Genomic DNA, 11,502 nt, shown 5'->3' on the forward strand with positions numbered 1-11,502 from the left:
CTTGCGGCTGAGCGGGGGCCTTCTGCGTCGCTGTCTCAACGAGTGCGCCCGAAGGGATTCGAACCCCTAACCTTCTGATCCGTAGTCAGATGCTCTATCCGTTGAGCTACGGGCGCAGGCGCTGCGCGGTGCGCAGCGGCCGGAGTCCACTGTAGCGGGCCCTGCAGCCGGACACCAATCGATTGCGGCAGAGGCACTTCGCCCGGGTCGGGCCGGTCCGCCGCGACCTGCTCCTGACCGGGAGGGGAACGCAAGAGGCCCCGTCGCAGGGACGGGGCCTCGTGGCGGAGGTGGCGGGATTTGAACCCGCGAGGGGGTTGTAGCCCCCAACCCGCTTAGCAGGCGGGCGCCATAGACCGGACTAGGCGACACCTCCGTGAGCGAGGTTAGCAGTCGTCACCGGTCGGTCGCGTCACCGTGCGGAGGCGCCCCGACGGCCCGCTGCGGGTCCGGGTGGGGAGGGTGGGTGGGGGGCGGGTGCACGTCGGGTGCGGGGTCGGCCCGCCGCGGCCGGGGACCGTCTCGCGCGACGTGCGGTCTGCGAGCATGCCCACGATGAGTGACGACGCGCCGACCCCCGGTCCCTACGAGGCCCCTGCCCCGAGCCGGCGCGGCCCGAGCCGCCGCGTGCTCGTGGCCGGTGGGGCCGGGCTCGCGGTGGCGGCCGGGACCGCCGTCGTCCTGCTCACCCGCGGTGACGACGCCGACGCGTCGCGGTCGGCGGCCGAGGCGGTCGCGCGCTCCTGGAGCGAGGGGCGCTTCGGGGCCATCGCCTCCGAGGTGGGGGTGGTCGCCGGGGCTGCGCCCGTCCCCGCCGACCTGGAGGCCGAGTACGCGCGGCTGGCCGGGGGGCTCGCCGGGCTGCGCCCCACCGTCTCGGTCGTCGCGGTGACCGAGACCGACGCGGGCGCCGACGCCGAGCTCGACGTCGCGTTCGATCTCGGTCGGCTCGGTGCGTCCGACGGCAGCCGCTTCGCCTACCGGACCACCGTCGCGCTGCGCCGGGACGAGGACCGGACGGTCGTCGCCTGGTCGCCGGCCGTCGTCCACCCGGCGCTCGCGCCGACCCCGGAGGGCGATGCGGTGCTGCGGGTGCAGCGGGAGCAGCCGGCCCGCGCCGACATCCTCGACGCGGCGGGGGGCAGCATCGTCGCCGAGCGCGACGTCGTCGCGGTCGGGGTGCAGCCCTCGCGCACCACCGACGCGGCCGCGACCGCCGCCGCCCTCGCCGGTCTGCTCGACGTGGACGGCGACGCCCTCCGGCAGCGCATCACGCAGGCCCGGCCGGACGCCTTCGTCGCCGTCATCACGCTGCGCCGCAGCGACTACGACGCCGACCGAGCCGCGCTGCAGGCGGTCCCCGGAGCCGTCTTCCGAGCCGGGACGCTCCCGCTGGCCCCGACGCGGGCCTTCGCCCGGGCCCTGCTGGGCAGCGTCGGCGAGGTCACCGCCGACGTGGTGGAGGCCTCCGACGGGCGCTACGTCGCCGGGGACCAGGCCGGTCTGTCCGGGGTGCAGGCCGGCTACGACGCCCGCCTGGCCGGACGGGTGGGGATCGTCGTGCAGGCGGCCCCGGGGCAGGCCGGCGACGACGGTCCCCCGGAGAGCGCGGCCGGGGAGCGCACGCCCGTGGAGCTCCTCCGCATCGACCCGGTGCCCGGGCAGACGGTGCAGCTCAGCCTCGACCCGGTCGTCCAGCAGGCCGCCGACGAGGCCCTGGCCGGTGTCGCGAACCCCTGCGCGCTCGTGGTGCTCGACACCGCCGACGGGTCGGTCCGCGCGGTCGCCAACGGACCCGCCGACGGCGGGGACCGGGCCCTCACCGGCCGCTACGCGCCGGGGTCCACGTTCAAGGTCGTCACCACCCTGGCCCTGCTCGCCGGTGGCTTCGACCCCGCCTCCACGGTGAGCTGCCCGGCGACCCTGACGGTGTCGGGGCGTTCCTTCCGCAACTTCGAGGGCGAGGTGCTCGGTGACGTCCCGTTCACCACGGACTTCGCGCAGTCGTGCAACACGGCCTTCGCCTCGCTGGCGCCCCGCCTGGACCCGACGAGCCTACGCGCGACCGCGGCCACCCTGGGGCTGGGCGTGCCGTGGGCGACGGGGGTCGACGCCTTCAGCGGTGACGTCCCCGAGACCACCTCCGAGGTCGACCGCGCCGCGGCCAGCTTCGGGCAGGGCCGCACCCTGGCCTCGCCCCTGGCGATGGCCACGGTCGCCGCCTCCGTCGCCGCCCGGGCCCGCCGCACCCCGCGCATCGTCCTGGACCCCGCGCCCGAGCCGGTGGCGGGGACGGCGGAGGAACCCTCGGCCGAGGACTGCTCGATCGTCGCCGACCTCATGCGCGAGGTGGTCCTCGACGGGACCGCGACCGTCCTGCGCGACGTCCCCGGGGCCGAGGTGCGGGCCAAGACCGGGACCGCGGAGTACGGCACCGGCTCGCCGCCGCCCACCCACGCCTGGACCATCGGCTGGCGGGGTTCGCTCGCCTTCGCCGTCCTCGTCGAGGACGGGGTCAGCGGTGGCTCGGTGGCCGCTCCCGTCGCCCGGGACCTGCTCACCCGGGTCGCCGCGGCGCAGGGATGAGCCGGGCGGGTCCGACCCGCCTCTGCGACAACGCAACCGGCACCGCGCGTCCGGTCAGGTCCCCCCTTCGGGGGGCTCAATCGCGCTCTCGGAAAAGTTTTTGAGGCGGACTTGCCCGGAAGAATTGCCACGGAGGCGTCCGTGGGGTGAAGATGACCGAGTACGCCCTGAGGGCTACATGCGGACCCGGCTCATCCCCCCCGAGCCGGACCGCCGACGGCCCCCGCTCCCCCCCAGCGGGGGCCGTCCTTCGTCCACCGGTCGGTGGCTCCCGTGACGTTCCCGGGAGCACCGCTGGGGTCCCTCCTCCGTCCACAGGGCGCCTCCTCGTCGCGGGTCGTCCACAGCCGCGGCCTCGACGCCCCGCCGAGCACCGGTGACGGGCCACGGTGTCCCTCCCCAGCCGAGGAGGACCTGATGACCCGAGCCGTGACCCGTCGACCGATCCCTGTGCCGGACCGCCCGCCCCAGCGCGCCGCCGCACCGCGTCCACCGGGTGCGAGGCCGTCGGCCGACGGGCCCGCGACCCGGGAGGTGGTGCTCGAGACCGCGGACGCCGAGCTCGCCCGCGAGATCCTCGACCTGGCCGCGGCGGCGGGGTGCCCGGTCCGCCGGTCGTCGGCGGAGCGGCCGTCGGGCGGGGCCGGGCTGCGGCTGGTCGACGAGCACGCCGACCCCGCCCGGGTCGCCGGGCTGCGGGAGGCCGGCGAGGAGGTCGTCCTGGTCGGCCTCGAACCGGCCGCCCGGGAGTGGTGGGTCGCCGCCGCCGACCTGGACGTCCCCGCGCTGGAGCTCCCCGCCGCCCGGAGCTGGTTGCTGGACCGGCTGCTCGACGCCGTCGAGGGGGGCGGGCCCGGCCCGGCTCCGGGGGTCGCTCCCGGTGCGGGCGCGCGTGTCGTCGGGGTCCTCGGTGGCCGCGGCGGTGCCGGGGCGAGCGTGCTGGCCGCCGCGCTGGCCACGACGGCCGCCGAGGACGGGATCGCGACCCTGCTCGTCGACGCCGACCCGTGCTCGGGCGGGGTCGACCTGCTCCTGGGCGGGGACGAGCTGCCCGGGCTGCGGTGGTCGGACCTGCTCGGGGTCGAGGGGCGGCTGAGCGGCGACGTGCTGCGCGGGGTCCTGCGGATGGGCCCGGACCTCGGGGTGCTGGCCCAGGGGCGCGACGGCCGCGGTGGGCCGGCGCCGGAGACGCTGCGCTCGGTCCTGGAGGCCGCCCGCCGCGGGCACGAGCTGGTGGTCGTGGACCTGCCCCGTCCGGATCCGGTGGGGGCGGACGACGGGGAGACGGCCGTCGTCCTGCCCGAGCTGGACGACCTCCTCCTGATCCTGCCCACCTCGGTCCGCGCGGCCGCCGCCGGTTGCGGGTCGATCGACCGGGTCCGCGAACGGTTGCGCCCGGACTGCCGGGTCGGCGCGGTGGTCCGCCTCGTCGGCGTTGACGCCCCGGCGGCCGAGGAGATCGCCGACGCGGTCGGTCTCCCCCTGGTCGGGGTCCTGCGCTCCGAGCGCGACCTCGACGCCCGGTTGGAGCGGGGGGAGGGCCTGCCCCCCGGGCGGCGCAGCCCGCTGCGGCTGTTCGCCCGGCGCTGGCTGTCCGTCCCCGGCCCGCGGTGAGCGTCCCGACGTCCCCGGCCGTGCCCGCGGGGCTGCTGGACCGGGTCCGCCGACGGCTCGTGGAGGCCGCCGGTCCGGAGCTCGTCCCGTCCGCCTCGGCGGCCGCGGTGGCGGAGGCGGCCGGCGCCGAGGGGGTCGTGCTGGGCGTGGCCGACCGTCACGAGCTGGTGAGCGCGTTGCAGGCCGAGCTGGTCGGCGCCGGTCCGTTGGCACCCCTCCTGCGTCGGGCGGGGGTGACCGACGTGCTGGTGAACGGCCCGGGTGAGGTGTGGGTGGACGACGGCGCGGGCCTGCGGCGGGCCGAGGCCGGGATCGAGACGGCCCTCGGGTCCGAGGCCACGGTCCGGGCCCTCGCGACCCGGTTGGCGGCCGGGGCCGGGCGACGCCTGGACGAGGCCAGTCCCTGGGTCGACGCCCGGCTGCCCGACGGGACCCGCCTGCACGCCGTGCTGCCCCCGCTCGCCCGGGCGGGGACGCACCTGAGCCTGCGGGTCCCGGCCCGCCGTCGGCTCGCCCTGGTCGACCTGGTCAGGGCCGGGACGGTCGCCCCGGACTGGGTCCCGGTGCTCACCGGGCTCCTGCGCGCGGGGCGCTCGCTCCTCGTGAGCGGTGGGACCGGAGCGGGCAAGACCACGTTGCTGCAGGCGTTGCTGGGCGAGGTGGGGCGCGGTGAGCGCATCGTCCTGGTCGAGGACTCCGCCGAGCTCGACCCCGACCACCCGCACGTCGTGCGGCTGCAGGCCCGGCACGGCAACGTCGAGGGCCACGGGGCGGTCACGCTCGACCAGCTCGTCCGGCAGGCGCTCCGGATGCGGCCCGACCGGTTGGTGGTCGGCGAGTGCCGGGGTGCGGAGGTCCGCGACCTGCTGGCGGCCATGAACACCGGGCACGCGGGGGCCGGCACGGTGCACGCCAACACCGCGGCCGACGTCGTGGCCCGCCTGCACGCGCTGGCCTCGGCCGCCGGGATGACCCCGCAGGCCGTGGACCTGCAGCTGCTGGCGGGGGTCGACGTCGTGCTGCACGTGGCCCGGCGGCCATCGGGACGCAGGTTGGTGGCGATCGCCGTGGTGGCGGCCACGGCCGCCGGCGGCGTCGAGGTGCGGACCGCCGTCGAGCTCGACGCGGACGGCCGGTCCCGTCCGGGGCCGGGGTGGGAGCGGTTGGACGCGCTGTCCGGGGACGACGGGTCGGACCCGTGCTGAGCGACCCCGGGTCGCCGGCCGAGCTGCTCGGTGCGGTCCTGGTGGGGACCGGGCTCGGGGCCGCCGTCCTCGTGCGGCCGGGGCGCCTCCCCCGGGTGGCGTCGGGCAGGACGTCGGGGCTGGCGTCGGGAGCGACGAGGCGCGCGACGGCGGGGGTGCCGGGGTGGCTGCAGCGGGCCCGCGGGAGGTGGGGAGGGCCCGGGACCGGGCCCCGGCCCTCCGTCGCGGCCGGGGCCGAACGCGTCGCGGCGCTGCTGCGGGCCGGTGCCTCCGTCGAGACCGCGTGGGGCAGGGCCGGACCACCGGGCTCGCTCGCCCCCGAGCTGCGCGCGGTCCGGCTCGTGGTGGAGCGCAGCGGGGCCGCGCCCGTCCCCGCGCTGCTCGCCTGCGCCACGGCGCTCGCCGAGGCCGAGGACGCCCGCGCCACCGTCGCGGTGGCCACGTCGGGCGCTCGGACCAGCGCCCGCATCGTCGGGTGGCTGCCCGTGGCGGGGTTGCTGCTCGGGTGGCTGCTGGGCGCCCCGCCCTGGGAGGCGCTGCTCACCACCCCGTGGGGGCGCGGGTCGGCCCTGCTCGGGACGGGGCTGCTGCTGCTCGGCCGGTGGTGGGCCGGGCGGATCGTCGGGGCTGCGCAGCGCCGGGTCGCCGGGTGAGCACCGTGGCGCTGGCCGCCGCGGTGGCCGTGCTGCTCGGTTCGGCGGTGCTGCTGCTCGGGACCGAGCGGGACGGGGACCGCGGGAGCGCGCACCGGGGGGACGGGGGCCGGGGGAGCGGGGGCCGGGGAGTCGGGCCCCTCCGCGTCCGCCGCCGCGGTGGGCGAGGAGTCCCGGTCGAGACGCCGGCCGACGTCCCGTTGCTGCTGGACCTCGTCGCCACGGGCCTCGGCGCGGGTCTGCCCGTGACGACGGCGGTGGCCGAGGCCGTCCGGGCGGTCCGGCAGGTCGCGGCGCCGGCCGGGGACGGGACGGGCACTGCGGGGCTGGGCACCGGGGGGCTGCTGGAGCTGGAGCGGGCGGGGGCCCGGGTGGCGCTCGGCGCCGACCCGTCCACCTGGCGCGACGCGGGACCCCGCTGGGCGGCGCTCGCGGAGGTGCTGGAGCTGTCCGCGACGACCGGTCTGGCCCCGGCCGACCTGCTCCGGGCCGAGGCCGCGCGCGCCCGGCGGTCGCGGCGCCGGGCCGCGGAGGAGGGCGCCGGGCGCGCGGGCGCCCTGCTCGTGGTCCCGCTGGGGCTGTGCTCGTTGCCCGCCTTCCTCCTGCTCGCCGTCGTGCCCGTGGTCCTCGACTTGGCCGTCGGCACCTGGGAGGGCCTGCGGTGAGGTGCGGACGGGGGCGTCGTCCACAGGCGACGGGTCGTCTCGGCGTCGTCCACAACCGTTGGGCGGCAGCCGATCCGAGGGTGCTGGGACGAGCAGGATCGAGATCGGCCCGAGCGGGTCGACGTGGCTGAGGCTGAGGAGAGGGAGATGACCGTGCGAGCGATCAGGCGGACCGGCAGGCGGACCATCCGGGAGAGCGAGGCGGGCTCGCGGCCCGGGGAACCGGCGGGCCGGGAGCTCGCGGTGAGGCCGACGGGGGGCGCGGGGGACGCGGGGATGGCCACGGCGGAGTACGCGATGGTCCTGCTGGCCGCCGCCGGCTTCGCCGGCCTGCTGGCCGCGCTGCTCACCAGCGGCGAGGTGCGCGGTCTGCTGACCGGCATCGTGCGCAGCGCGTTGACGCTGGGCTGAGGCGGTGCCCGGACGACGCCCGCGCGACGAGGGGGCCGTGGTCGTCGAGTTCGCGGTGGCGCTGCCGGTCGTGGTGCTCCTCGTGGCCCTGGTCCTCGGGGTCGCCCGGGTCGGCGGCGCCCAGGTGCGCTGCATCGACGCCGCGGCGGCGGGGGCGCGCGCGGCCGCCCGGGGGGAGGCCCCGTCGGTCGTCCGGGCGACCGTGGCCGCGGTCGCGCCCACCGGCCGGACCCGCATCACCGGCCCGGCCGGCGGGGGTCGCGGACGCACCGTGGTGGTCGAGGTCGGTGAGCGGGTGGCGCCGCTCGGGTGGGGTGTGCAGGTGCCGGTGTCGGCGCGGGCGGTGGCCGCGGTGGAACTCACGGGGGAGGGGTCGTGAGCAGGGGGCGGGTCCGACCCGGGGTGGGGGGTCCGGATGCGGGCTCGGGAAGCGCGCTGGTGCTGGGGATCACCGCCCTGGCGCTCGGCGCGGCGCTCACGGTGGCCGGACTCGGGGCGGCCACCACGGCCCGGCACCGGGCCACCGCGGCCGCGGACCTGGCCGCGCTCGCGGCCGCCGACGTCGCCCTCGGGCGGTCACCGGGAGGTCCGGCGACGGCGTGCGGCCGGGCGGGGGAGGTGGCGACGGCCGGGTCGGCCCGGCTGGTCGGCTGCCGGGTCTCGGTGGTGGACGGCTCGCCCGTGGTCGACGTGAGCACGGCGGTCGACCTGCCGGGCGCGTTGCACGGTCTGGGTCCGGCCCGGGCGTCGGCCCGGGCCGGGGCTCAGCCGACGAGGACCGGTTCGTGACGGCGGGGACCGACCCCGCCATCGGGTCCGTGGTCGGGTCCGTGGTCGGGCCCCTCGGCCGGTCCGTCGTCGGGTCGGCCGTCGTCCCCACCCGTCGGGACGGGGGTGGGGGGGCCGCCGAGGTGGGCGACGACGAGGTCCAGCACGGCGACGGCCCCGGCCTTGTCCAGCGGTTCGTTGCCGTTGCCGCACTTGGGCGACTGCACGCAGGACGGGCAGCCGGACTCGCACGGGCACCCCCGCACCGCGTCCCGGGTCGCCCGCAGCCAGTGCTCCAGGAGCTGGTGACCGCGGTCGGCGTACCCGGCCCCGCCGGGGACGGAGTCGTGGACGAAGACGGTGGGACGGCCGGTGTCGGGGTGCCGGGCGGTCGAGAGACCCCCGAGGTCCCAGCGGTCGCAGGTGGCGAGCAGGGGGAGCAGCCCGATGGCGGCGTGCTCGGCGGCGTGCAGGGCCCCGGGCACCCGGCCCGGGTCGCCGTCGAGGACGGACTCGGCCACGCCGTCGGGCAGGGTCCACCACACCGCCCGGGTGCGCAGCCGGCGCTCCGGGAGGTCGAGGGGGAACCGTCCGAGGACCTCACCGCTGCCGACGCGGCGGCGCAGGAATCCGGTGACCTGGGAGGTGACCTCGACGACCCCGGTGCTCACCCGCAGCGGCCCGCCCCCGGCGCCGTCGCCGCGGCCCCGGTACTCCGTGGTCCCGTCGGTGGAGAGGATCCGGACCGCGTGGTCGGACGTCGCGTGCGTCGTGTGGTCGGTGGCCTCGGCGTGCACGAAGGCGGCCGACTCCTCGAGGTCCAGCCGGTCCACGACGAAGGTCTCGCCCTGATGGGTGTGCACCGCCCCGGTGTGGACGGCGCTGTCGGCGGAGCCGGCGTCGACCGTGCCCAGGACGCGACCCGTCCCGGTCTCCACGACGCGGACCGTCCCGCCCGTGCCGCGCAGGTCGGTGAGGTCGCTCGCCCGGTCCCGACGGGTCCAGTACCAGCCGGTGGAGCGCCGACGCAGGAGACGACGCCGGGTGAGCAGCTCGAGGACGTCGGCCGTCGACGGTCCGAAGAGATCGAGGTCGGCCTCGGTGAGGGGCAGCTCGGCCGCCGCGGCGCACAGGTGGGGGGCCAGGACGTAGGGGTTGTCGGGGTCCAGGACGGCCGCCTCCACCCCGGTCCCGAAGAGGGCGTCGGGGTGGTTCACCAGGTAGGTGTCCAGGGGGTCCTCGCGGGCCACCAGCAGACCGAGGGCGGGGGCGTCGCGGCGACCGGCGCGACCCACCTGCTGCCAGAAGGAGGCGCGGGTCCCGGGCCAGCCGGCCACCACCACGGCGTCGAGACCCGTGACGTCGATCCCCAGCTCCAGGGCGCGCGTGGTCGCCAGCCCGCGCAGCGTCCCGGTGCGCAGGGCCGCCTCGAGGGCCCGGCGCTCCTCGGGCAGGTAGCCCCCGCGGTAGGCGGCGACGTGCTCGGGTCGGGCCCCGGTCGGGGACCGGTGCTCGGCGAGACGACGGCGGGCCCCGGCCGCCACGGACTCCGCCCCGGTGCGGCTGCGCACGAAGGCCAGGGTGCTCGCCCCGCCGCCCACCAGGGACCCCAGGAGCCCGGACGCCTCCGCCGTGGCGGTCCGGCGGACCGGCTCACCCTCGGGGGCCGTGGTCGTCGGCGGCTCCCACAGCCCGACCGCCACGGGCGGGCGCGCCGAGTCGTCCTGGGTGACCGCCCGGACGGGCAGCCCGGTCAGCCGGCGGGCGGTCGTCGCCGGGTCGGCCACGGTGGCCGAGGCGAGCACGAAGGTGGGGTGCGCGCCGTAGCGGGCCGCGACCCGACGCAACCGCCGCAGCACGGCGGCCACGTGCGCGCCGAAGACGCCCCGGTAGGCGTGGCACTCGTCGATCACCACGTAGCGCAACCGACGGAGAAAGGAGGACCAGTGCTCGTGCCCGGGCAGGACCGAGCGGTGCAGCATGTCGACGTTGCTCAGCACGAGGTTCGCGTGCTGGCGGATCCACCCGCGCAGGTCGGTCGAGGTGTCGCCGTCGTAGGTCGCGGCCTGGACACCGGGCAGGTGCAACCCGCGGACGCGGGCCTCCTGGTCGGCGGCGAGGGCCTTGGTCGGGGAGAGGTAGAGCGCGGTGGCCGAGCGCGAGCCGTCGGCCTGCGACGCCCGCAGGCCGCTCAGGACCGGCAGCAGGAAGGCCAGGGTCTTGCCCGAGGCGGTCCCGGCCGACACCACCGTGCTGCACCCCGCGTGCACGGCCTCGGCGACGCGGACCTGGTGGCCCCACGGGTCGGCGCCGCCGGTGGTCGTGCGCAGGGCGTCCACGACGGCGGGGTCGGCCCACGTCGGCCAGGGTGCTCGCGACCCCGGTCGCGCCGGGAGGTGCTCGAGGTGGCGCAGGCGCCCGTCGGCGGCTCCACGCTCCAGCAGGCCGGCCACCCCGGGGGGCAGGGCCCCCGGCGGCGGGGTACCGGGCAGACCCGTCCCACCGGCGGGGGCGAGGGGCGTGGGCACCCGCCCAGTGTGCCTCCCGCCGACGGCTGTTCTCGCTCACCTGTTCGAGTCCCCGTGCGTGTCGGGCACCCGGTGACCAGGGAGCCGAAAGCCGTCACGCAGAGTCACACGTTCGGCGCGACTCGCCGTGCCCCCCGCAGACGGCGATGGTTAGATGCGACGACGGGTTCCTGTGGGCCTGCGGAGAACGTGGAGTCAGCTCAGTCAGCGGAGCAGCCGGGTGACCAGCTGCCCAGAAGGAGGCGTCGTGGACCTGTCGGTGACCAGCCGCGAGGAGAACGGCCGGACGGTCGTCGAGGTATCCGGGGAGATCGACGTCTACACCGCGCCGACCCTCCGTGAGCGGTTGAACGAGCTGGTCGGGTCCGGCCACCATCACCTCGTGGTGGACATGGAGGGCGTGGAGTTCCTCGACTCCACGGGCCTCGGGGTCCTCGTCGGCGGCCTCAAGCGGGTCCGCTCCCACGACGGTTCGCTGCACCTGGTCTGCCAGCGCGAGAAGATCCTCAAGGTCTTCCGCATCACCGGGCTCACCAAGGTCTTCCCCATCCATGACACCGTCGCCGACGCGATCTCGGCCTCCGCGTCCGTGGACGGGGCCGGCGCGACCTCCTGACGGGGACGCCGGTGCCCACCGTCGCCCTGCGGTTCAGCTCGCTGCCCGAGCACGTGCGGACCGCGCGGCTCGTCGCGGTCTCGGTCGCCCGTCGGGCCGGGTTCGGCGAGAACCAGCTGGACGAGATCCGCATCGCCGTGGGTGAGGCCTGCGGGCAGGCCGTGACCCGCTCCGGCGGCGGCCTCGTCGGCATGACCCTGTGCGACGACGACGACCGTCTCGACGTCCGGGTGGACGACCTCGGTGGACCACCGGTCGAGGGCGCCGTCGGTCCCTCGGCCGGCCGCCACCTCGAGGCGGTGCGCGAGGCCGAGGCCCGCGACGTCGCCGAGCTGGCCACCGCGTTGCTGGAGGGGGTCTCGGACTCCGTCTCGCTCCGTCACGGCGGGGGCCCCGCGGGCACGGTCCAGATGTCCTGGGAGCTCGACAAGCACTGACCTCCCCCACCCCGCAACC

11 protein-coding genes and 2 tRNA genes are annotated in these 11,502 nt (G+C 77.7%); 10 read left to right on the top strand and 3 right to left on the bottom strand.

From position 1 onward, the window contains the following. Positions 1-43 precede the first annotated feature (43 nt). Together ACFFKU_RS14220 and ACFFKU_RS14225 are read right to left on the bottom strand one after the other, a co-directional pair. A tRNA-Arg gene (locus tag ACFFKU_RS14220) sits at positions 44-116 on the bottom strand. A gap of 166 nt (positions 117-282) precedes the next feature. After that, positions 283-376 (bottom strand) — tRNA-Ser (locus ACFFKU_RS14225). A gap of 179 nt (positions 377-555) precedes the next feature. Between ACFFKU_RS14225 and ACFFKU_RS14230 the strand changes: the two genes are divergently transcribed. From ACFFKU_RS14230 to ACFFKU_RS14265, 8 genes are all read left to right on the top strand, one after another. Beyond that, positions 556-2,586: a penicillin-binding transpeptidase domain-containing protein gene (locus tag ACFFKU_RS14230; RefSeq protein WP_380138923.1), complete on the top strand. Its 2,031-nt coding sequence runs from the start codon at positions 556-558 to the stop codon at positions 2,584-2,586. A 537-nt stretch (positions 2,587-3,123) separates the two neighbouring features. Then, positions 3,124-4,200 (top strand): septum site-determining protein Ssd, encoded by a 1,077-nt coding sequence (ssd, locus tag ACFFKU_RS14235; RefSeq protein WP_380138925.1) that lies wholly within the window; start codon positions 3,124-3,126, stop codon positions 4,198-4,200. Then, a complete protein-coding gene (locus ACFFKU_RS14240; protein ID WP_380138927.1) occupies positions 4,197-5,405 on the top strand; it encodes a TadA family conjugal transfer-associated ATPase in 1,209 nt (402 codons plus the stop codon). Before ssd ends, ACFFKU_RS14240 begins: the two co-directional genes overlap by 4 nt. Beyond that, positions 5,399-6,058 (top strand): hypothetical protein, encoded by a 660-nt coding sequence (locus tag ACFFKU_RS14245; protein WP_380138928.1) that lies wholly within the window; start codon positions 5,399-5,401, stop codon positions 6,056-6,058. The genes ACFFKU_RS14240 and ACFFKU_RS14245 overlap by 7 nt, the downstream gene beginning before the upstream one ends. Beyond that, the gene (locus tag ACFFKU_RS14250; RefSeq protein ID WP_380138929.1) at positions 6,055-6,723 is read left to right on the top strand and encodes a hypothetical protein; all 669 of its coding nucleotides are present in this window, start codon (positions 6,055-6,057) and stop codon (positions 6,721-6,723) included. The genes ACFFKU_RS14245 and ACFFKU_RS14250 overlap by 4 nt, the downstream gene beginning before the upstream one ends. 147 nt (positions 6,724-6,870) lie before the next feature. Further along, the gene (locus ACFFKU_RS14255; RefSeq protein ID WP_380138931.1) at positions 6,871-7,134 is read left to right on the top strand and encodes a DUF4244 domain-containing protein; all 264 of its coding nucleotides are present in this window, start codon (positions 6,871-6,873) and stop codon (positions 7,132-7,134) included. A 4-nt stretch (positions 7,135-7,138) separates the two neighbouring features. Then, positions 7,139-7,513 (top strand): TadE family type IV pilus minor pilin, encoded by a 375-nt coding sequence (locus ACFFKU_RS14260; protein ID WP_380138933.1) that lies wholly within the window; start codon positions 7,139-7,141, stop codon positions 7,511-7,513. A gap of 23 nt (positions 7,514-7,536) precedes the next feature. Next, entirely contained in the window at positions 7,537-7,923 is a 387-nt protein-coding gene (locus ACFFKU_RS14265) for an Rv3654c family TadE-like protein (RefSeq protein WP_380139346.1), read from the top strand. On the opposite strand, the gene ACFFKU_RS14270 is transcribed toward ACFFKU_RS14265, so the two are convergent. Further along, complete coding sequence (locus ACFFKU_RS14270; protein WP_380138934.1) at positions 7,899-10,430, bottom strand: DNA 3'-5' helicase SftH; 2,532 nt, start codon at positions 10,428-10,430, stop codon at positions 7,899-7,901. The genes ACFFKU_RS14265 and ACFFKU_RS14270 overlap by 25 nt on opposite strands. 247 nt (positions 10,431-10,677) lie before the next feature. Between ACFFKU_RS14270 and ACFFKU_RS14275 the strand changes: the two genes are divergently transcribed. Both ACFFKU_RS14275 and ACFFKU_RS14280 read left to right on the top strand, forming a co-directional pair. Further along, positions 10,678-11,046 (top strand): STAS domain-containing protein, encoded by a 369-nt coding sequence (locus ACFFKU_RS14275; RefSeq protein ID WP_380138936.1) that lies wholly within the window; start codon positions 10,678-10,680, stop codon positions 11,044-11,046. Between the two features lie 11 nt (positions 11,047-11,057). Continuing rightward, complete coding sequence (locus ACFFKU_RS14280; RefSeq protein ID WP_380138938.1) at positions 11,058-11,483, top strand: ATP-binding protein; 426 nt, start codon at positions 11,058-11,060, stop codon at positions 11,481-11,483. The last annotated feature ends 19 nt before the right edge of the window (positions 11,484-11,502 follow it).

The sequence above is a fragment of the Kineococcus gynurae genome (assembly GCF_042433995.1).
Taxonomy (GTDB): Bacteria; Actinomycetota; Actinomycetes; order Actinomycetales; family Kineococcaceae; genus Kineococcus; species Kineococcus gynurae.

What these genes read in the sequence shown, in the direction of transcription:
- ACFFKU_RS14230 (WP_380138923.1), top strand. Translation starts at nt 556, where the DNA reads ATGAGTGACGACGCGCCGACCCCCGGTCCCTACGAGGCCCCTGCCCCG.
- ACFFKU_RS14255 (WP_380138931.1), top strand. Translation starts at nt 6,871, where the DNA reads ATGACCGTGCGAGCGATCAGGCGGACCGGCAGGCGGACCATCCGGGAG.